24 protein-coding genes are annotated in these 21,118 nt (G+C 40.6%); 6 read left to right on the forward strand and 18 right to left on the reverse strand.

Going from position 1 to position 21,118, the window contains the following annotated elements; translation table 11 throughout:
• The 9 genes from A3I7_RS0109235 to A3I7_RS0109275 all read right to left on the reverse strand — a co-directional run bounded on the left by A3I7_RS0109235 (position 1) and on the right by A3I7_RS0109275 (position 7,121).
• Complete coding sequence (locus A3I7_RS0109235) at positions 1 to 468, reverse strand: arginine repressor (protein ID WP_018376504.1); 468 nt, start codon at positions 466 to 468, stop codon at positions 1 to 3.
• Positions 455 to 1,282 carry a TlyA family RNA methyltransferase gene (locus A3I7_RS0109240; RefSeq protein WP_018376505.1) on the reverse strand — a complete coding sequence of 276 codons (828 nt, stop codon included), beginning with the start codon at positions 1,280 to 1,282 and terminating at the stop codon, positions 455 to 457. The genes A3I7_RS0109235 and A3I7_RS0109240 overlap by 14 nt, the downstream gene beginning before the upstream one ends.
• On the reverse strand, positions 1,275 to 2,141 hold the full coding sequence (locus A3I7_RS0109245) for a polyprenyl synthetase family protein (RefSeq protein WP_018376506.1): 867 nt from the start codon (positions 2,139 to 2,141) through the stop codon (positions 1,275 to 1,277). Before A3I7_RS0109245 ends, A3I7_RS0109240 begins: the two co-directional genes overlap by 8 nt.
• On the reverse strand, positions 2,141 to 2,356 hold the full coding sequence (locus A3I7_RS0109250; RefSeq protein WP_018376507.1) for an exodeoxyribonuclease VII small subunit: 216 nt from the start codon (positions 2,354 to 2,356) through the stop codon (positions 2,141 to 2,143). The genes A3I7_RS0109245 and A3I7_RS0109250 overlap by 1 nt, the downstream gene beginning before the upstream one ends.
• Positions 2,334 to 3,674, reverse strand: a complete 1,341-nt coding sequence (gene xseA, locus A3I7_RS0109255) for an exodeoxyribonuclease VII large subunit (protein WP_018376508.1) — start codon at positions 3,672 to 3,674, stop codon at positions 2,334 to 2,336. The genes A3I7_RS0109250 and xseA overlap by 23 nt, the downstream gene beginning before the upstream one ends.
• Before the next feature lie 162 nt (positions 3,675 to 3,836).
• Entirely contained in the window at positions 3,837 to 4,298 is a 462-nt protein-coding gene (locus A3I7_RS14385; RefSeq protein ID WP_018376509.1) for a hypothetical protein, read from the reverse strand.
• Between the two features lie 284 nt (positions 4,299 to 4,582).
• The gene (locus tag A3I7_RS0109265; RefSeq protein ID WP_018376510.1) at positions 4,583 to 4,807 is read right to left on the reverse strand and encodes a type II toxin-antitoxin system RelB/DinJ family antitoxin; all 225 of its coding nucleotides are present in this window, start codon (positions 4,805 to 4,807) and stop codon (positions 4,583 to 4,585) included.
• A gap of 114 nt (positions 4,808 to 4,921) precedes the next feature.
• Complete coding sequence (locus tag A3I7_RS0109270; protein ID WP_018376511.1) at positions 4,922 to 5,308, reverse strand: hypothetical protein; 387 nt, start codon at positions 5,306 to 5,308, stop codon at positions 4,922 to 4,924.
• 85 nt (positions 5,309 to 5,393) lie between these two features.
• A complete protein-coding gene (locus A3I7_RS0109275) occupies positions 5,394 to 7,121 on the reverse strand; it encodes a glycosyltransferase family protein (RefSeq protein ID WP_018376512.1) in 1,728 nt (575 codons plus the stop codon).
• A 215-nt stretch (positions 7,122 to 7,336) separates the two neighbouring features.
• Here A3I7_RS0109275 and A3I7_RS0109280 point away from each other — a divergent pair, with 215 nt between their 5' ends.
• From A3I7_RS0109280 to A3I7_RS0109290, 3 genes are all read left to right on the forward strand, one after another.
• Positions 7,337 to 7,774 (forward strand): hypothetical protein, encoded by a 438-nt coding sequence (locus tag A3I7_RS0109280; RefSeq protein ID WP_018376513.1) that lies wholly within the window; start codon positions 7,337 to 7,339, stop codon positions 7,772 to 7,774.
• Positions 7,775 to 7,817: 43 nt separating this feature from the next.
• The gene (locus tag A3I7_RS0109285; protein ID WP_018376514.1) at positions 7,818 to 8,189 is read left to right on the forward strand and encodes a MerR family transcriptional regulator; all 372 of its coding nucleotides are present in this window, start codon (positions 7,818 to 7,820) and stop codon (positions 8,187 to 8,189) included.
• Positions 8,190 to 8,274: 85 nt separating this feature from the next.
• A complete protein-coding gene (locus A3I7_RS0109290) occupies positions 8,275 to 9,030 on the forward strand; it encodes an SDR family NAD(P)-dependent oxidoreductase (RefSeq protein WP_018376515.1) in 756 nt (251 codons plus the stop codon).
• 362 nt (positions 9,031 to 9,392) lie between these two features.
• Here the strand turns inward: A3I7_RS0109290 and A3I7_RS0109295 are convergent, their stop codons facing one another.
• Together A3I7_RS0109295 and A3I7_RS0109300 are read right to left on the reverse strand one after the other, a co-directional pair.
• Entirely contained in the window at positions 9,393 to 12,080 is a 2,688-nt protein-coding gene (locus A3I7_RS0109295; RefSeq protein WP_018376516.1) for an ABC transporter permease, read from the reverse strand.
• A gap of 9 nt (positions 12,081 to 12,089) precedes the next feature.
• Positions 12,090 to 12,791: an ABC transporter ATP-binding protein gene (locus tag A3I7_RS0109300; RefSeq protein WP_018376517.1), complete on the reverse strand. Its 702-nt coding sequence runs from the start codon at positions 12,789 to 12,791 to the stop codon at positions 12,090 to 12,092.
• Positions 12,792 to 12,963: 172 nt separating this feature from the next.
• Here A3I7_RS0109300 and A3I7_RS0109305 point away from each other — a divergent pair, with 172 nt between their 5' ends.
• Positions 12,964 to 13,497: a TetR family transcriptional regulator gene (locus tag A3I7_RS0109305; RefSeq protein ID WP_018376518.1), complete on the forward strand. Its 534-nt coding sequence runs from the start codon at positions 12,964 to 12,966 to the stop codon at positions 13,495 to 13,497.
• A gap of 165 nt (positions 13,498 to 13,662) precedes the next feature.
• On the opposite strand, the gene A3I7_RS0109310 is transcribed toward A3I7_RS0109305, so the two are convergent.
• The 6 genes from A3I7_RS0109310 to A3I7_RS0109335 form a co-directional block, all read right to left on the reverse strand.
• Positions 13,663 to 14,442, reverse strand: coding sequence for a nucleotidyltransferase domain-containing protein (locus tag A3I7_RS0109310; RefSeq protein WP_018376519.1), 780 nt, complete (start codon positions 14,440 to 14,442; stop codon positions 13,663 to 13,665).
• A gap of 99 nt (positions 14,443 to 14,541) precedes the next feature.
• Positions 14,542 to 15,378 carry an NAD(P)H-hydrate dehydratase gene (locus A3I7_RS0109315; RefSeq protein WP_018376520.1) on the reverse strand — a complete coding sequence of 279 codons (837 nt, stop codon included), beginning with the start codon at positions 15,376 to 15,378 and terminating at the stop codon, positions 14,542 to 14,544.
• Positions 15,368 to 16,231 carry a bifunctional methylenetetrahydrofolate dehydrogenase/methenyltetrahydrofolate cyclohydrolase gene (locus A3I7_RS0109320; RefSeq protein ID WP_018376521.1) on the reverse strand — a complete coding sequence of 288 codons (864 nt, stop codon included), beginning with the start codon at positions 16,229 to 16,231 and terminating at the stop codon, positions 15,368 to 15,370. Before A3I7_RS0109320 ends, A3I7_RS0109315 begins: the two co-directional genes overlap by 11 nt.
• An 86-nt stretch (positions 16,232 to 16,317) precedes the next feature.
• A complete protein-coding gene (locus A3I7_RS0109325; protein WP_018376522.1) occupies positions 16,318 to 17,055 on the reverse strand; it encodes an ABC transporter permease in 738 nt (245 codons plus the stop codon).
• A 1-nt stretch (position 17,056) separates the two neighbouring features.
• Positions 17,057 to 17,809: an ABC transporter permease gene (locus A3I7_RS0109330; RefSeq protein ID WP_018376523.1), complete on the reverse strand. Its 753-nt coding sequence runs from the start codon at positions 17,807 to 17,809 to the stop codon at positions 17,057 to 17,059.
• Between the two features lie 9 nt (positions 17,810 to 17,818).
• Positions 17,819 to 18,730, reverse strand: coding sequence for an ABC transporter ATP-binding protein (locus A3I7_RS0109335; RefSeq protein WP_018376524.1), 912 nt, complete (start codon positions 18,728 to 18,730; stop codon positions 17,819 to 17,821).
• A gap of 146 nt (positions 18,731 to 18,876) precedes the next feature.
• Between A3I7_RS0109335 and A3I7_RS0109340 the strand changes: the two genes are divergently transcribed.
• The gene (locus tag A3I7_RS0109340) at positions 18,877 to 19,566 is read left to right on the forward strand and encodes a response regulator transcription factor (protein ID WP_018376525.1); all 690 of its coding nucleotides are present in this window, start codon (positions 18,877 to 18,879) and stop codon (positions 19,564 to 19,566) included.
• Complete coding sequence (locus A3I7_RS0109345; RefSeq protein ID WP_018376526.1) at positions 19,567 to 20,874, forward strand: sensor histidine kinase; 1,308 nt, start codon at positions 19,567 to 19,569, stop codon at positions 20,872 to 20,874.
• Positions 20,875 to 20,969: 95 nt separating this feature from the next.
• Here A3I7_RS0109345 and A3I7_RS13770 read toward each other — a convergent pair whose 3' ends face one another.
• Entirely contained in the window at positions 20,970 to 21,110 is a 141-nt protein-coding gene (locus A3I7_RS13770) for a FeoB-associated Cys-rich membrane protein (protein ID WP_018376527.1), read from the reverse strand.
• Between the last annotated feature and the right edge of the window lie 8 nt (positions 21,111 to 21,118).

Below are 21,118 nucleotides of genomic sequence, written 5' to 3' on the forward strand. Positions count from 1 at the left end.
TTAAAACTGTGCATCCATCCATTGGACAACTTTTTCACGGACAGCTTGAGCAGACTCAGCTGACTTCAAAACAATCAAAATACTGTCATCATCAGCTATAACACTGAAAACATCATCTTTAAAATCTTCTAGGATAAATTTCTTAATCAAACGTGAATTTCCTGGAACAACGTCCAAATGAATCATATTTTCTAACCCGACAACAGGATCAGAAATCGCTAAAATAGTGCTTCTTATAGGTCTCTGCGGACGAATAACTGTCTTAGGTTCTTCTTTGATACCGTAAACATATTTCCCTGAAAGAGACGGTACTTTAACGATGCCAATCTCATTCATGTCACGAGAAATAGTGGCTTGTGTCAAATGAAGTCCTTCTAACTCCAGCAATTTTAATAATTCATGCTGAGTAGCTATTTCCTTTTCCAATACTAATTTTCTGATAAGAGATAAACGTTCACTCTTCTTCATTTTTTGCAAACTCCCTATGTGCTTTTTCTGTAATATCGTGAATTTGTGAGAAAACTAGGTTCTCCGGCGTAGCTGATTTCTCTAAATGCGCTAGAAATTCAATATTTCCATGTCCGCCTTGAATTGGTGAAAAATCAAGCCCTTTAACTGTAAATCCGTAATCTATAGCAAAAGTCGTCACCATTTTTAAAACATTTTCATGGACTATCTTATCTTTGATAATACCATTTTTACCAATCTGCTCACGCCCCGCTTCAAACTGCGGTTTGATTAATGCAACAACCTGACCGCCATCAGCTAATATTCTGGCTAACGCGGGCAAAATCAAGTTTAGCGAGATGAAACTGACATCAATACTGGCAAAGGTAGGCTGTCCTTCTGTGAAATCCGCCAATTCAGCATAGCGGAAATTGTACTGCTCCATAGAGCGCACGCGTGTGTCTTGACGTAATTTCCAGACCAGTTGGTTGGTACCGACATCTACTGCGTAAACTAGTTTAGCTCCATTTTGCAACATGACATCTGTAAAACCACCAGTGGAGGCTCCAATATCAATGGTAGTTGCTCCATCCACTGAAAGTTCAAAAACTTGCAAGGCCTTTTCAAGTTTTAGACCGCCGCGACTGACATATTTGAGTTTTTCACCTTTAAGTTTCAGTTCGGTATCATCAGCGATTTTTTCACCCGGTTTATCATAACGTTCACCGTTAATAACATTAACCACAAGCCCCGCCATGACACCTCGTTTAGCCTGCTCACGCGTCTCAAAAAGTCCTTGTTTATAAGCTAATACGTCCACTCGCTCTTTAGCCATGCAGTCGCAACCCTTCTATCATTTCTTCTGTTTTTTCGGAATTAAACCCTCGATTATTCTTCAGTTTTCGGAAAATAGCTAACGCTTGATCCAATGAGTCATCCAAAATCTGATGCGATTTATCCAAACCAAACAGACTTGGGTAGGTTGATTTCTCCGCATCCAAATCTTTTTGCGGTGTCTTGCCAATTTCCTCAAAAGTCGCAGTCACATCCAAAATATCATCACGCACCTGAAAGGCTAAACCAATTAGCTCCCCTGCTGTCCGCAAATCAGCCACATTAGCCGACCCCAGCTCTGCTATTATCCCTGCCGCTACAAATGGAAAAGCCAGTAGCTTACCTGTCTTGTTAGCATGAATGAGCTGAAGTTCAGAGATAGCCAGCTGCTGCTCTTCACCCTTCATATCAAGCATCTGACCACCAACCATACCATAACTCCCTGCTGCATAAGACAGCTCACGCAACAGTTCAACCTTGATAGTTACAGGCAAATCGCTCTCTGCCAGCAAACCAAAAGGATCAAGAAACAGCGAGTCACCAGCCAAGATGGCAGTTGCTTCACCAAATTTCTTATGATTGGTTAGGCGGCCTCTACGGTAATCATCATTATCCATTGCTGGTAGATCATCGTGAATGAGGCTTCCGGTGTGAATCATCTCTACTGCTGCCGCTACATCAAAATGTGCTGCTGTCAACTCCAAACCCATATCTTCCAATAAGTCCAAAAGTACCAGCGGACGAAGCCGTTTACCTCCCGCATTGACCGAATATAAGATAGCTTCAATCAAATCTCCCGATACGGCCTTTTGACTATAATATCGGTGAACAGCATCATCAATTCCTGCCAACTTATCCATTAAGCATCCATTTCCTTTTCAGATCCATCTGCCTGCATGACCTTGACCAAAGTTTCTTCAGCATTTTTCAGAGTAGCCTGCAAATCCTTTGACAGCACCATACCTTTTTGAAATTCGATGATGGCTTCTTCCAAAGCTACATCTCCGTTTTCAAGCTTAGCCACGATGGCTTCCAATTCCTGTAAATTTTCTTCAAATGTTTTCTTGTTTGACATCCTTAACCTCAACTTCTAAGCGACCATCACGCATGAGCACGCTGACCAAGTCGCCCTTTTCTATATCTTCGGTGCTAGCCACCACTTTATCATTTTTTTGGATCATAGCATAGCCACGCGCTACAATACGGCTGGTATCCAACGAGAGCAGCGCATCCTGTGCTTTCTCAAATCGAGCGACCTTACTATCATACTGGTTAGTCATATTTGACAAGAGAAGACGTTTATGCGTACCCAAACGTTCCTTATAACGTTCTATCTGCCTTAATAAATCCACCGCTAATAAGCGTTGGCTAAGTAAGCGCTCATCTTGCAATGCCTTAGTGTAATATTGGCGCATATGAGCTATCAGTTGACCAGTTAAATTATCTAGCTTCTGTGCATAACCATCGTAAAGGCGTTCTGGTTGCCTAAAGATGACAGATAAGCTAAGTTTATTTAGCTTTTCTTGTTTAAGTTTAAGACTTCTCAGCACGGCTTGGTAGGCTCTATTTTGCTGGTCTGCTATCCACGAAATGATATCAGCCTTAGTAATCGGCGTTGCTAATTCTGCTGCTGCCGTGGGGGTGGCTGCTCTACGATCACTGACAAAATCCGCCAAAGTTGTGTCTGTCTCATGACCTACAGAAGAAATCACTGGCAAATGACTTTCAAAAATGGCCTGCACCACAATTTCCTCATTGAAAGCCCAAAGGTCTTCAATAGAACCGCCACCCCGGCCAACAATGAGCAAGTCTAGGTCATCACGCTGATTAGCCTTGTTTATGTTAGTTGCTACTTCTTCGGCACTCCCTTGACCCTGAACTTTTGTTGGAAAAAGTAAGATTTCTACTCCAGGGAAGCGACGACCGACCGTCGTGATAATATCTCGGATAACAGCACCACTTGGACTAGTAATAACCCCAATCTTCTTTACAAACTGAGGGAGTGGCTGCTTGTGACGCTCAACAAAATAACCTGCTTCGGTTAACTTTTTCTTGAGCTGTTCAAATTGAACGGCCAAAGCTCCTATCCCATCTGGCTCGGCTTTTTCAATAACAATGGAATAAGAACCACTTGGCTCATAAAGTTGAACACGACCGATAACATTAATCTTCATGCCTTCTTCCAACTCAAAACCAAGTTTTTTGTAAATACCAGACCACATAGTAGCCTGAATCACAGCCTTCTCATCCTTCAGTGAGAAATATTGGTGATTAGGACGCCGACGGAAATTCGAAACCTGACCCGTCAGATAAACCCGCTCCAAATAAGGGTCACGGTCAAATTTTAATTTTAAATACTTGGTCAGAGAACTAACCGATAAATAATCGGACACGCAAACACCCTTCTTTCTGTACTCATTTGCATACTCATACAATTATACCAAAAAATAGTAAATTTAGCAGAAAATAAGATAATAAAAAAAGTGCCATATTAGGCACTTCTATCTGTTATAAGTCGTTTTGTGTATAAAGACTTTTACAAGGTCAGCGGTAACTCACATTTTTTCTTCTAATTCCTTCCTAAACTGATCAATGGCTTTAATTAAATCAATAACATTAGGTCTTGTATCTCCCCATAGTTTCATCTTCAAATCATCTGAAAACTGGAACAATTCACGAAGTTTTTTCTTCATTTTTCTTTGATCTGAGGCATAGTAGAGACCAGCACCAGCAAGTGCAACCGGGGCAGCCACTGTTGCTGCAACGCTAGCTATTCCACCTACTGCTCCACCAACGCCGTAAGCAGCCAAACCACTCATAATCCCTGCGCCAGACAGCCCAGAAAAAGCAGCTAAAACACTACCTACTCCAATAGCCCCACCACCAATGGCTCCGATAAGGCCTGCAAGCTCTGGGGAAATAGAATCTGAATATTCCAGTTTATCAGGATTTTCTAAAAAACTGTTTAATTCAAGTACAAGTAGTTGAAATTCTTCAACCTGTTTTTTTCTTAACATAAATAAACCTCCGATAAAAAAATTATTGTAATGTCATTATACCCCCCCCCGAAATAGCTTTGTCAAGCGATTTAAAGCACTTTTTAGTTTTATTTTTCCTGAATTAGATATAAACTATCTACTGTCTGCTGGCTATAAAAATTCGTGACGATGATATAATGATGAATGTTATACAAGTCTTGTTTAACCGGTTCGGCTAATTCATCTGATACCTATGAAAATTGGCCAAGATGAAACTCTCTTCTGACATCGACTAGTGAGCTCGTCTTCTCATCTAAAATCGCTTAGTGTCTGAGCAGAATTTCCTTTTTCAACTCTTCAAAAAAATCTTTTAACAGACCATCATCCTCTTGAAGGGGTAAATCACCTTTATCAATAATGCACTCTACAAATAAGTTGAGGACCTCAGACACTGTCAGTCCTCTATTAGCTAAAATATCTTTTGCTTTATCAAGTAATTCACCATTTACTTGAAAATGATATTGCTTATTTCTTGATAAAGTGTCCATTATTTTCGCTCCTAAATATATATAGTGCAAGTATAGTAAAACTCGAATTGTCCCGAAAGAAAAAAAGCGCCCACAAGAGGCGCTTGTCAGATAAACATCAGTAAAGCAGAATTTTTATCGATACATGGCTAATTCCATACTGTCGAGGTATTGTCCCAGAGAGCGATTAAAGTTTTGATAGTCAGCTTCTTTAAATTCTTCTGAGGCACAGGCCACCCAGACATTGACAACATCTGATTGATTGAAAAATGTAATCATCAGCGGAACCCTGATAATTTTTGACATACCTCGGATGGTCATCGCTCCTCCTTCTTCAAGTTTTAGAAGGTCGTTTTTGGATGACAAATCAACCTTCACATTATCAATTAAAATTTCTAGGTTATCATAATAATCATAGGCTGAATTTGCCGCCTTACAAATTCGCTGCCAGCCTACTGGATAGGTTAATTGCCATTTGGATGCAAGCCATCCCTTTTCTTCTTTTACACCAATGAGTAACATCAATTTCCCCCTTCGTCTATTTGCTTAGAACCTATATTATCACTTCTTCAAAGTATATTAATAGAACTCGCTCTCTTTTTTAACTTTATTTCTTAAATATTTGTGTCACCAGTTGCTTGCGACCAAGGCGATAGGCTAAATGGCATAAAACAACTAGCCATGATAAGACTGTACCTGCCAGCATCGCTTTTTCTAACAGCCCAGTCCTGTAGTAGATAAAGAGAGTATTTGTTTGATGGGCTTTTTGCTTAACAGATGGGGTTCCTATCCTACTCAGATTCAGCTGCCTGTGCGCTATTTCTTTGCCATTGTGAATGACTACCGTATCCTTATAGACTACCACAGGGACTTCCATCTCAGTGCTCGACATTCCTAGCCACTCAACCTGCAGTCCCCCATGAGTAACTGTCTTTGTAAACTTTTTATTGGCTGTCACAATTTTCGACAGGTAGAGGTCGTAACGATTTTGCTTATCACCTGACCGCTTGGGATAAATGGGCAAGTAATCAGGTGTTCCCTTGGCAACCAAGTCCAACGCTTTCTTCTTATCTCTATCGTAAAAAGACTGCTTAACGCTAGCAACATCACCGTTAAAGATCACCTTGTACTGTGAAGGCATGAAATTCGTCTCAGTATTCCAATGTGTTGTCGCACTAACCAAAAGAAACAGAGACTGCACAAGGCTAATCACCAGACCAAGCGAGAGAAAAATTTTCAGATAAGGTTGTAGACCTTGAACCCGACTGCAAATCTTCAAAATCAAGTAAATGGCAATGACAGGCACAGGGACAAAAAAACGAAAAGGAAATTGCACCAGCTCTGCCACCGAATTGTTCTGCTTAATTAGCCAGTCCCAAGGAACAAGACTGGTCGACAGTAGTAACATAAGGGTCATTACCCCAAGCCAAAGTCTGTCACCAGCCGTCATTGACCGCCATTTCCATACAAAAACAAGATAAATCACAACCAAAATTGGAGCAAGGATAACAGGATTTAGGAGCCAATAAAAACTGTGCTGGTTGATGGTAGAATAACTCATCTCATGATTAATGAAAGGTCTAGTCATCTGATTGCGAGCAAAGACGGTCACATAAGCTAGCCAGACATTTAAGGTCAAGCAAATAAAGATTAGTATCTCCACAACCAAATCTCTGATAAATTTACCTTTTTGACGATTTTGGAAAAAGGCATAGCCAAAGAAAGGAAGGTAAATCAACACCAAGATAAGCGAGGTCAACATATGGGTCTGAACCATCATAGCTGTGTAAATACCCAACAGCCACTTGGGAACTTGCTTAGTCTCTGTCAATTGAAAGAGAATACTCAGCGCTAGGGGTAAAAAAGCCGCTCCCCAGCTGGTAAAGCCCTGTCTGATAATCCAATACTGAATAGAATAGGTGGACAGATAAACCAAACTTCCTATCAGCGCATAAGGCTTTTTCAACTTTGCCTTTATCAAAAAGATATACATTGATAGACCAGCCAGACAATACAAAAGCCAATTTGATAACAGCTGATAAGTGAACCAATTCCTGCTCACCAAGACCAGCACTCCCTGACAATAGGAAAGCACTGGACCATACAAAGCATTGACAATCCGTCCCGACTGCTGAAAACCATACAGAGATATAAAATAATCAAAGTTCAAATGCCGCACTTGTTCCGCCGTATCATAAAACCGATTAAAATGAAAAATGACATCTGACCCCAGAACCATATTTCCAGATATGAGTTGTGGTAATATCAAGACAAAAGCGACTATAGCTATCGTCAGGCAGTAAGTCAAGTGCTTGGTTTTGAGGTGTTTTATCATGGTTGCTTGTCTCCAAAAAGTGTGAGTTAAAGTTAAAAATACCACTTTTCTTTCTTAAAATCACTTGATGCTACTATTGTTACAAAAATAGGTGATTATTGCAATAATTTACCTTTTTTCTCTAGTTTGGTTCAATCTCCCTTCTGCATCAACAACTGGAAGAATGAAATTGAACGTGCTATACTAAGGTACAGATATCTTAGGAGGATAAAACCATGTGTAAAGAATGCTATGTGGACAAAAACCGAATAACACCACTATTAAACCCTGCGGCCTGCTTAAAAAATCATCTCCAATACATTTGTGGAAGTTGTGGCAGATGTATCTGCATTGACAAAGACCCTCAGCGCGGCTTACAGCGCTGGCAATTTCCTTTTAAATCCTTAGAAATCGCAAAGCTGTACTTGCGAACAGCAGACTATAGCATGAAGAAAGCCTGCGGAATTTATGAAATCAAAAGCGAAAACAAAAGACTGTCTTATAAAATATTCCCTTCCCAAGAAGACTTAAACCGATACTTAAAAAAGAATAAGACAAAAGCCTCTACCAGTACCGCTCCACTTTTTTGCATGACAGATTATCACGACTTTCCCGACACCCAAGTTCGCAGATTAATGCCAGCCGAAATTGACCAATATCTGTCAGAACGTTAGAGGTATTTGCTAGCACCTAATAACAATCATTAAGGAGGAAGTTATGCAAAAGCACTATGCTATCGGGGAATTCTCTAGAAAATGCGGACTTTCCATAGATACCCTTAGATATTATGAAAAAGAAGGACTCATCCACTCTCATCGACTGACCAACAACCACCGCTACTACGATGAAACAGATATCGCATGGGTACAATTTATCATTCGTCTGAAACAAACAGGAATGCCTATTAAGCACATGAGGACATATGCCAAACTGAGGTATCAAGGAGATGAAACCATACCTCAAAGGTTAGAACTCCTGTTTCGCCAGCTTGATAAACTTCATGCCCAACAGAAAGACATCGACCTGCACATTGACTTTCTAGAGAAAAAAATCAAGACCTATCTTGGCATTGATAGCTCAAAGAATTAGATTTAAAAAATCTGTCACCTCCTATTGACCTAGAGTGTACACCAGATGTTATGCTTGATTCATATCACCTAAGGAGGTATTTGATATGGACACACTAAAGCACTATACTTGCATTACTGGCGCTAGCTCTGGGATTGGCCGGGCAGCAGCCAAGGCTTTTGGGCAGATGGGGCACCATCTCATTCTAGTTGCACGGCGCAAGGCATTACTTGAAGACCTAAAGAAAGATATTCTCAAAGACCAACCGAACCTTGATATCGTTATCAAAGTCGTTGACCTCTCCATCCCACAAAATGCCATAGATCTGTACGATGATTTAAGGCCATTTCACATCAGCACTTTTATTAATAATGCTGGTTTTGGTAATTATGACAGCATAGCAAGACAAAATCTTGATAAAGTGAGCAGGCTTATTCACCTCAACATTGAGACACTGACCATCCTATCTACCCTCTACATCAGAGATTACCAAGATGTGCCAGATACACAGTTGATTAACATCTCTTCTCGTGGCGGTTATATGCTGGTTCCCAAGGCTGTCACTTACTGCGCCAGCAAATTTTATGTTAGTGCCTTTACCGAAGGGCTCGCCTTAGAAATGCAGGAAGGCAAACACCCCTTAAAGGTCAAAGTGCTAGCGCCAGCAGCTACCAAAACTGAGTTTGGCATGCGAGCCACTGACACTAAGCAATATGACTATGACAAACAGTTTTCAACCTACCACAGCAGCCAAGAAATGGCAGCATTCCTCATCGCATTGTACAAAAGCGATAAAGTCGTTGGCTGGATTGACGTTTCTGACTTTAGTTTTCACCTTGGTGGCCCATTGTTTAAGCATTGAAAATGCAAAATACTTTTAAAATTTTACTTAATACTGTTAATATACTGTTAATTCCTAATCACTTATAAACCACTACTGCACATCGTCACATAAATATAAAATAAAGTTTAAGATTACTCTTCATATTAATGTACTAGGAAACAAGTTGCAAACAGTACTGGAGCTAAGGTAACGAGAGTTCAAATCATCTCAAATTATTTGAAGCTAGAAATAATGAAACAAGATTTCCTCATTCGTCGAAGTAATAAAAGATAAGCTACCTAAAAGAAACTCTCATCCTAAGGATGGACTGAGAGTTATATTTTTTGTGAGTAAAACTATAGAGACAGAACTTTAAAAAGGATATCCTTCATTTCCTTTTTCTATTCCACAGATTTCAAGGCTTCCAACATATCAACCTTTCTGAGATTATGATTGACTAGCCAGCCGAGTATCGCTAAGATGAGCACAATAGCAAAGATTGGAACCAAATAAACATAGAGAGCTACCGAAGGATTAAACATAATATTGTCTGAGCCAATAATATTTAAAATAGCTTGGTGTAGCCCATACCCACCAAGTAATCCCAGCACAATCCCAATAATGGACAGGCTAATGGTTTCTCTGTAGATATATAAGGTCACTTCTTTGTTATGAAAGCCCAACACCTTAATTGTCGACAATTCACGAATCCGCTCGGCAACATTGATATTGGTCAAATTATAAAGAATAACTACTGCTAGTAAAACTGACAAGACAATCAAAATCAACATGACTGAATTGAGGGAGCTAGAGACAGTCTCCACTTGCTTAATCAAGGAGGTGTTTTGCGAAACTCCAGCAACTCCCGCTAGTGCTAGAAAATTAGCTGCAACTTTACGGATTCCTTTGCTAGAGCCATTTTTTAGCCTTACCAAATAACTGTTTTTAGCCTGTGCTTGACCAGTTAATTCTCGGTAATAAGTTGCGGTCATATAGACAAAGTGTCCCGCATACATTTCAGAAATACCAGATACGTTAACGTTCACCGTTTTGCTATCTAGGTTCATCTTAATGTTGTCGCCAACTTGAACTTTATAGAGTTTAGCTAGTTTTTCAGAAATAACAGCACCGCTATTAGTTAGTTTGAGTGATTGACCACTAGTACGATTTTTTAGCTTGATAAAGTTCGCAAGGTCTGAACTGTCAGAAACCAGCACAGAGACTGTTTGGTTCTCTGCCACTCCTGAAATTTTCTGATCGGTAGTCAGGTATTGAACAGCTAATTTATCACTAACCTGACTGGATGATAATAAATTATTTACAGCTTTTTTATCCTCTTGGCTAGCACCGCTATTTTCAACCACAATCATATCATACTTTAAAATATCGCCAAATTGGCTATCCACAATACCAGAAATGGACGATTGAATTCCCAGTCCTGCAAAAAGTAAAGCCACTGATCCAGCCACTCCAAAAATGGTCATAAGCATGCGCTGTTTGTAACGAAAAATATTGCGAGCCGTTACCTTATGAGTAAAGCTAAGCCGTTTCCAGATAAAGGTCAACCGCTCCAAAAGTATCTTAGAGCCTGAAACCGGTGGTTTTGCCAATAACAATTGAGCTGGTTCTTCCGTCAGTTCCTTTCGTGCCACCAAATAGGCTGGTAGGACAGCTGAGATAAGCCCCAGAAAGATGGTCAAAAGCGTCCACGAAGGGTAAAAATAGAGATGGGAAGCCCCAATGACAGATGTTCCTGAGATGATATTGCCAATCACTGGAGAAAGAATGACATTTCCCGCCAAAATCCCAACTGCAGTCCCAAGCATACTAGCTACTAAGCCATAAATGACAAATTTAGCTAAAATTTGACGATTGGTGTAGCCTAATGCCTTAAAAATACCCGCCTTATTACGTTCTTCATCAACAAATCGAGTCATGGTTGTCAAGGTCACCATGGCAGCTACTAGGTAAAGCACAACCGGAAAAATATTACCAACTGAGGAAATACTTCCCGTTGCCGCACTATAAGTGGTGTAGCCCTCTCCACCAGGAAGACTAGAACGAGTGTAAGAATTGTAGGTGGGAGTTTTCAGAGAATCCAATTTTTCCTGTGCAGCTTCTAAATCGCTTTTTGAGCTAGCGATTTGGCTCTCTGCTTGAGACTTTTGTTTTTCATAATCTGCTTTAGACTGAGCCAGAGCCGCACTGGCAGCTTGAGTTGGTAGTTGACCAGAGGCTATTTGACTTTCAGTTACTGCTATTTTCTGAGCAGCTTCCGCAAGTGATTTTTCAGTTTTTTCAATTTCTACATAGCCTTTGTCAATATCTGCCTGACCATCTTTCTTTAACTGAGCCAAGCGTTTCTTACCATTGTCTGCCAATAAATCATCCAAATCGTCCTTGTGCTGATTGAGTTTTTCCATGTACTCATCACTGGAATAATCTAGATTTTTCAAATTATCATATCTAATCCGTGCAATCAGATAAACATCAGAATCAAAAGCATCAGCCGTTGTTACCCCATAACCCGTTAATTGACCGTAACCAGCTGTTGAAGTTCCCATGGTCTTTTCATCCCAAATCTCAGATGAATCCACGAAACCCGTAACGGTGAAACTAGTATTTTTCAAAATACCAGTTTCCGATTGTTTAAAGGAAATCTTATCACCAATCTTGTAATCGGATTTCATGCTAGATTCCAAAGCAATCTCATTAGCTTTTTGAGGCATTGCTCCCGAAATGAGCTTATAACGTGAAATGTTTTGACTTTCCGAAAAAATCCGAATCGCATCATTACTTCCCTTAATTGTAACATCAGATAAATAGCCATATTCCACTGTCGCATTGTCGAGAGCATTTAACTCCTTAACATCGTCTTCATCCAAACCATAGCTACCCATGACAGTTAGATCCATGGTTTTGTAGCGGTCAATGTAGGTCTGAGCCGTCCGTTCCATATTTGGTGGAGTTACTTTCAAACCAACTAAAGCAATGGCACCGATGGCCATCAAACTGAAGATTGATAGAAATCGCCCCTTTGACTGACTAAATGACAGCCTAATATCTTTCCAATAAGTTCTTTTTGCCATGACAACCTCCTAGTATTCTAAGGTAGCAATATCTTGAGGATGATCATTGACCTTGATAGACTTAACTGTCGCATCCCTCATATGAATGACGCGATCAGCGATAGGTGCCAAAGCTGAGTTGTGAGTCACAATAATGACCGTTGCCCCTTGGTTGCGAGACATATCTTGTAGGATTTGCAGAACTTGTTTTCCTGTGTTGTAGTCTAGGGCACCTGTAGGTTCATCGCAGAGCAGGATTTTAGGTTTTTTCGCTACTGCACGTGCGATGGATACCCGTTGTTGTTCTCCACCCGAAAGTTGCGCTGGAAAATTATTAATCCGATTCGCCAATCCAACCTGATTTAAAATCTCAACAGGATCCATAGCATCTTTCACAATTTCTGAAGCCAACTCCACATTTTCTTTGGCTGTCAAATTGGCAACCAGATTATAAAATTGGAAAACAAATCCCACATCGTCGCGTCTGTAATTGGTTCTCTGATGTGAATTAAATCGGGCAATATCTGTCCCATCAATGATGACTTGCCCTTCATCGTTGGTATCCATGCCACCTAAAATGTTGAGCATGGTTGATTTCCCAGCTCCCGAAGAACCTAGGATAATAACTAGCTCACCCTTTTCAATCTCAAAATTGACATCTTCATTTGCTGATATGATAGTATCTCCCATGCGATACCGCTTAGAGGAATGTTTAACTTCTATATAGGCCATAATATCTCCTTCACTTAATAAGACTTGACATTTCATGAATTTTCACTATAATAATTATAACACAAAATGAACAACGTGTTGATTTTTAAACCTGATATTAAGTATAAAAGACTTACTTTAAAAAAACAATGGTCAAAAATCAACAATATGTTGATTTAAGAAAGGTATTAAAATGAAGCAAAAACGTACAACAGAAACCAAGTCCTATATCAAACAGGCATTGACACGACTGATTAACATAAAAAATTTCGAAGAGATTTCAGTAACCATGATTTGTAGAGAAGCTGGTATCAACCGTGGTACCTTTTATCTACATTATATTGACAAGTATGATATGATTGAAAAAATGAAAGAAGAGACTTTTGCTGACATATACAGCATTATCGGAGAAGATACAAGCGTGCTGTCTAAGGAAGTTATACTCGGAGCTCTCCTCTATATTAACAAAGACTTTGAATTTATCTCCGCCCTTTCCACTTCTACCTACGTTGATTTGCCACATTCTATCAGACAGTTTATCACTACAGTTCTGGATAAAATTCCCAACTTCGATCAAAGTGTTGAAGAGCGTTATCATATTCCTGCACGCTATGCCAGAACTTCCTATATCGCCTCTATTGAGTCTATCATTTCTCGATGGATAGCTGATGGAGGTCAAGAAAGTCCTGAAGAGATGGCTGATATTGTTTATAAAATTGCTTGTTGAAAACGTAAAATCCAGCTTCCGCAAAAAGAAACTGGATTTTATTTTTTATATTTTGATGACTTATACTCAATGAAAATCAAAAGTAGCCTAGGAAACGAAGCCGACGATAGAACTTGAGTTCATCAAGGCAAGTTGACAACGGATAATTTTGATTTTCGAAGAGTATTATTGCGTGCCTTCCACCAGTTCATACACACCTGATACTAGATTTTCTACAATAGCTGTATTCTTCTCATCAAAGAGGTGGTTAAACAAGTCGGTAAGATTACTTTCAAAATCTCGAGGCAAGTGCAAGCAAGTTTTCTTGGCATAAGTCAACATGCGTTTCTCTCCAGGGTGAGGTTGCCCGTTAAAAGCGAAAATCAAGTCAAAGTAAGATGCTAAGAACTCAGCTACCCTATGATTGACCGCTACAAAATCGCCACGCTCTAGAGCTTTCTTAATTTGACGAGGATAAGCTGGTAAGCTAGTTTCCAGCAGTTGCAACTGACGATTGATGATATTGACTTTCAGTTTTTGAGGAAATGGTAGAGTCAACTCCTTTTGCAGTTTCGCATAACGCCCTATGCGATCAAAGATAATCTTGCTGTGCAACAAATTGTACCACATCGCTGTTGTGTAACTATTATGAGCCTGATGCTTCAAGACTACCGCTTCTACTTCCTGGCGAAAATCGTCTAAATTGCGATAAATAAGTTCAATCTCAATACCGTTATTAAGTACACCATCATCTTCCAACTCCCAAAATTGATTGCCATACTCCATATAGGAACAATACTTATCTAGCACATTTCGGCGCTTTTCGACAGCCAAAGGCTCTGCTAGATAAACATAAACATCATAATCTGATTGTTCATCAAAGAGTTGACCTGCCCTTGAGCCACCCAGAGCGATAGCCTCCACTTCATCGTAATGTGACAATTCTTCAACCAGTTGACTAAACATTATTTTTTCTCCTTGTTAGCTTTTTTGTCAGAACAAATTACAAGAATAAGTGCAACTTTTTTAAACTCATTACTCACTACTTTTTAGCTGTCTTCACTTCTATCTCTCACTCAATCGCTTCATCCATTTTGAAATATCCGTGCTAATATTGGTTGGTAGTACTACATAATGCTCTTGAGACGAGCTTTCCGCGATGGCAGAATGCAGATAAGTTGCCACAGCTACCGTCTCAAACAAATCATTTCGAAATTGTGCCAGAAACCCTGCTATCATTCCCGCCAAGGTATCGCCCATACCTCCAGTTGCTTGATAAGGACCACCCACAGTTAACTCGCCTATCCGTTGATTTTGAAAAATCTTTGTTTGATGCGATTTAGCCACTAGTACTGTTTCTTTAGGAAAATGAGTTAGTGCTGTTTGTGTCTTTTCCACTGATTGCTCAGCAATCGGAAGCGCAGACAACCTCTCCCACTCTTTCTGATGAGGTGTCAACACTAGCTTTTCTGTTGGCCACTTGAGCACCCCCTGTCGCGCCAAGAGATTGAGGGCAGAGCCATCAATAATCAAGGTCTGATGAGGACTAATGTTTCCAAAAACGATATCAAAAGACCTTTGTGCTAGGTCATCTTCGGATAGACCTGGACCAATCAAGATGACATCTACTGCTGCCACTTGATTTGCTAATCGTTTTTCTTCTGCCATGTCAAAAGCCATAGCTTCAGGTAGATGGCTGTGCAAGGCGGTGATATTATCTCGGTGAGTTGCAACTGTTACCAAACCCGCTCCGCTATTGACACAAGCCAGAGCCGCCATGATAATGGCTCCACCGTAAGGATAGTTTCCCCCAACAAGAAGTACTTTTCCAAAGGTACCTTTATGACTGTTCAGCGGACGAGGTTGGATAATTTTTGCTGCTAAGTCTTCATCAATAATCATGTTTCGTCACACTTCTAAGGGCCGCTTGATAGGTTTGTTCTAGCAACATGGTAATGGTCATTGGACCGACACCACCTGGCACTGGAGTGATAAGACTAGCAATAGGAGCAACATCAGCAAAATCAACATCACCAATTAGTTTTCCATTGGCATCGCGATTCATCCCCACATCAATAACAACTGCACCTTCTTTAACAAAATCTTTAGTCACAAAATGACCTCGACCAATTGCTACGATAAGAATATCAGCCTGCTTGGCGACTTCTGGCAAATTGCGTGTGCGGGAATGAGTCAGTGTGACAGTAGCATTCTTATCAAGCAACAATTGTGCCATAGGCTTACCAACGATGTTGGAGCGACCAATAATGACAGCCTGCTTACCCTCAAGATCAACGTGGTATTCGCGTAACATTTCCATGATACCAGCTGGCGTGCAGGGAACCATCTGAGGACGACCATTCCAAAGGTGGCCTGTGTTCATTGGGTGAAAGCCATCTACGTCCTTTTTAGGATCAATGGCCATCAAAATCCGTTTATCATTGATATGAGCTGGCAGAGGCAACTGTAACAAAATCCCATGAAAATCTGGTTCGTTGTTGTACTGCTCAATGACAGTAAGTAATTCTTCTTCACTAATGCTGTCTGACAAACGTACTGTTTTACTTTTAAAGCCTGCAGCAAGGGCAGAGCGCTCTTTATTGCGGACATAAACTTGACTGGCAGGATTATCCCCAACTAATATTACAACCAAACCTGGAATAATGCCATAGTCTGCCTTCATTTGTACAACTTTTTCAGCTAGCTGTCCTTGTATTTTCTGTGCTAGTGCTTTTCCATCTATTTTTTTTGTCATCAATTACGCATCTCCTAAATATTATTAAAACCATTATACCAAAAAAGGAAGCGATGTCACTTCCTTTTTCTGAATATTCTAACGCACTATTTCATTTGTCCTTTTAAGTGCCTTTTTTGGAGGTGAACTGAGAGCATTACAATCAGGGCTGAATATAAAACAAAGCGCAGCCACATGTCAAAAGGCAAGGACACATGTGCAGTGTTCATTTGATTCATGAGGAGAGCCAATTTTGATGAAGCTAGAACATTGCCAAGTTCTGGAATGATATTCTGCGCAGTGAGAATAAAGCCTCCAAGTCCTACCAGCATTGACAAAGCAACTGGCGGTGCAAAACTTTTAATCACCAGCGAGAGATAAGACTGGATAGCCACCAAAGCAATGGAAAAGAGCGTAGCTATTAAGTTCCAACCAAGCAACTCCAGCGGATAGGCCATCTTAAAGTGGAAGAAAAAACCACTCAGAGAATACAGCCACAAAAAGTAAACTTGAGACAGCATGACCAAGGTAAAGGCCACTAGCATCTTTGCCCAGATAATCTGCCTAAGTGAATAAGCCGACGTCAGTAAAAGCTTGATGTTATTATGTTTGTGTTCACCATACCAGATATAAGCACAGACAATACCAATCATACACGGAAAGAAAAAACTACCATAAAAGAGATAGACTTGTGTCCACAAACTAAGCCATTCTTTCTTGAGTATGCCTTGATTGCCTGCATAATTGATACTGCCATAAAGAACTGATAGAAGCGGCAAAATCAAAAGCGGCAACCACAATCTTGCTCGACGTAATTTTAGGCATTCAATTTTTAATAAAGTCATCTTAATCTCCAATCTTAACGCGCTTGCCGACTTGATAAAGGACAAGTCCCAGAATAACGGATGCTATCAAAGGATAATAATCAAATGCAGCGATATGGTAAATAAACTTGTCTCCAACTTTCTCAAGCTGACTGGCCATGAGAAAAGCATACCAAGTATAAGGAATGACATACATAGTAGCTTTTGAAATGAAAATCATAATCACACTCATCAAACTGGCTAAGACAGCTACTGACAAGCTGATGAGCTGATTAGCCCATTTGAGCGATAAGAGATAATGAATGAGCATGATTGTCCCTGAAATAGCCAGCATGGTCAGGCCATACAAAACCATTCTTCCTATCGGTATGCTGACGGTATATCCCTTCATTTTAATCAGGGCAGTTATCGACAAGAATTCTAAGATTTGCATTAGGGCATAGGCTCCATAGATGTAGCAGAATTTGACAGCGTAGATAGACTTATAATCCACACCGCTACTGGTCAGAACCTTCCACATCTTATGACGATTTTCCAGCTGAACAGCTATACTGACCAGACTCGCCAATATCACCGGCTGAACAATAATTTTGACCATAGCAACTGCATCCCAAACCCCATAGAGTTTGGCCAGACTCGCCAAATCTGCCGCAGTTTTATGATCAAAAATCTGTATGCAAGAAAATAAGATAGATATGACAAGAGAAACAAACAAAAGGCGGAAAATGGGCAAGCCACGGTATTTTTGAGATTCAATCTTAAAAAGTTTCAGCATAGCAACCTCCTACAAGACATCACTGATAGTGAAGTCGATGAAAAGTTCTTCTAAGGACTTGCTAACTTCAAACACACGATAGACTGCCACATCAGCAAGCACCAAGCGTTTCACGACTTGTGCTAGTTGGGCATCAGCATAATGCGGCAACAAAATACCTTGCTCCGTTAATTGTGTTTGGTTAACATCAAGTCCCAAAAGTGCAGCCACCATATCATCAGATGATGTTCTTAGACAGATATTGCTACTATGTTGACTCTTGAACTGTTCAATGGTTCCCTGATAAAGCAGTTTCCCTTTCCCGATGATACCAATCTGAGTCACCATCTTTTCGATTTCATCTAAAGCATGAGAGGAAATCATGACTGTGGTGTGAAACTTCTCAGGTAGGCTGCGAATAAGCTTACGAATCTCTTCACGCGCCTGTGGGTCAAGTCCATTAGTTGGCTCATCTAAGACAATCAATTTAGGACGCCCCATGATAGCCATGGCAATGCCCAAACGCTGCTTCATTCCTAGGGAATAATGCTTGACCCGCTTATCCTTATAATCCGTTAGTCGGACAATAGCTAGCGCTTCTGCCACGTCATGATCCGTCAGCCCCTTCAATTCTTTGAGAATCTGCATATTCTCAAAGCCTGTCAGATTATCGTAGTAAGCGGGCTCCTCAATCAGAGAACCAATCTGCTTTAGAATACCCACGCGATTAGCCTCCGTCATAGGAACTCCTGCCACCGTAACCTGACCAGAGCTTGGCTCCAGAAGACCACAAATCATTTTCATGATAGTTGACTTACCAGCACCATTTGGTCCGATAAGTCCGTAAATCTCTCCTTGTTCAATATGCAAATCGCTTAAATCAACAGCAATCTGCTTTCCAAAAACTTTCTTGACTTCTTTTAAACGAATCATTGTTGTCATGTGTCTACCTCCTTTTTCTTGACACTTTCAGTATAGCGTTCCTACCTTACCAGTCCTTACTCTCTACCTTAATTCTTCCTTAATTTTTAGGAAAATGGCAGAGCGGGCTTTTTGATTATGCTATACTAAGATTGAGGTGAACTGATATGAAAGAAAAAGAGAGAAAACTACTCATCTTAGATGACAATCCCGAGATTTTAGACATGATCACAGAAAGTCTATCTATTGCTGGTTTCAGTCATTTGACACGGGCTGTCAGCAAAAAAGAAGCTTTGAAACTTCTGGAAAGGGGAGCCTTTGACTTAGCTATTTTGGACATCATGCTACCAGATGGTTCAGGTTTCGAAGTTTTGCGGGAAATTCGTAAAAATTCCAACATGCCTGTGCTCTTTCTGTCTGCGGTGTCTGACATTGAAAAGCAATACCAAGGTTTCGAGCTGGGAGCGGATGACTACATCGTCAAACCCTTTCGTCCTAAGGAACTAGAACTGCGGCTCTTGTCTATTCTCAAGCGCAGCTATCCGCCGCAAGATGACGTGGTGCAATTAGATAGTTGTCAGATTGATTTTGAGCGCGCAGCCATTCTCAAAGAGGACCAAGAAATTCCGCTAACCGCTAAAGAATACAGCCTGCTCAAGGTGCTATACGATCACAAAAATAAAATCGTCACCTTCGACCAGCTCTTGAGTAAGGTTTGGGGCGACAATTATCAAGGTTATGAAAATACGCTCATGGCTCATATCCGCAAGGTGCGGCAGAAGATAGAGGCTAATCCGTCTAAACCTGTCCACCTCATTACTATTAAGGGGCTGGGCTACCAGCTGCGGGTGGATTAAATGACGACTTTTAAGTATTTTTCTAAGGTTTTGCTGACCTATTTTGCGACAGTGGTTCTTCTGGGGCTGACTGCCATTTTTATCTTTTTATTTGGCAGCTATCACATCATTGATAGCATGCAAAACAGTCATGAAGAGCCGACAGCTATCGTCAAAACAATGGTCAGTCATAGCCAGTTACAGCTAACCACTCAGAATAAGAAATTTCTAGACAAGCAAAAAATCTGGCTTATGCTATTGTCAGAGCAAGGGAACATTGAACAATCCTACCGCTTACCAGACAAGCTTAAGCGCCACTACAGCATAGCAGATGTGGCTCGTTCGTCACGCTGGTATTTGGACGATTATCCTGTTTTTACCTTTGTCGTTGGTGAAAAAGTTCTCATCTTAGGCTATCCCAAGGGGTCTTTTGAAAAATATCCTGCCAATTACTACAACGTCCAAAATTTCTTTAGCATCGCAAAGCTGGTTGCAGGTATTTTTGTGGGACTGATCATAGCCTTATTGGCTATTTACCTGCGGTCGCAAATGAGGCTGCGTAAGGAATTCAAACCGATCACTCAAGCCCTTGCTGACTTGTCTGACAGCCGACCTGTCCTTCTTGATGAAAAAGGCAATTTGTCTGAAATCAAGTTCGCTCTTAATCAGACCTCGCAGCTCTTGATTGAAACCAAGGAAATGCGCAGCCATTGGATACGCGGTATCAGTCACGATCTGCGCAACCCTCTGACCCTTATCCTTGGGTACACTAACCAACTTGAAAGTCTGCAAGGTCGCAGTCATCAAACTCAACAAATCGAAGCTAATATTCATAAAATGGAGGACATCATCTCCAACCTTAATATGAGCTATCTGCTGGAGAATCAAGATATTGAGCAGGAAATGACCAGTTTTGACCTTAATGGTCTCCTCAGACAAATCATAGCTGATCTCTACAATAACTATGAAGGGATTGATTTGAGCTTTAAACTGCCAGAAGAAGCAACTCCTGTTTTGGGTAATAAAACGCTGCTGACACGCGCCATCAACAATATTCTTCTCAACAGCCTAACGCACAATGCCTCGCCACAACTGAAACTCAACTTACAACAGGTTGGAGACCACGCACAACTGATAATCACAGACAATGGTTCTATTAGTGCTGAAAAAATTCTTGAACTCAATCAGAAATCCCGCAATTATGACACTCACGGTATGGGAACCGTCATCACCAAACAAATCATTTTCCTCCATCAAGGAAATATTCACTTTGACAGTAACCATCCTGGCCTTCTAGTTAATATTGAGCTTCCGATAGTGGGAGAGTAATAATTGGATAGTTTATACGCAATGGAAATTAAATCACACTACAGCTACGCAAACAAAGGAAGCCGAGACAAAAGTCCCAGCTTCCTTTATTTATGTCATTTTTTTGCCTTATGCATCTCGTTTTTAACTGGACAGGAGCAATTACAATCCCCACAAGACCCCTTGCCCTTGATAAAACTACGCAGGCCATAAAAAACCGCCACTGCAATAATGAGTGTAATCACTAATGTTGCCATGATGCCCT

The organism is Streptococcus orisratti DSM 15617 (assembly GCF_000380105.1).
In the GTDB taxonomy this organism is placed as follows: Bacteria; Bacillota; Bacilli; order Lactobacillales; family Streptococcaceae; genus Streptococcus; species Streptococcus orisratti.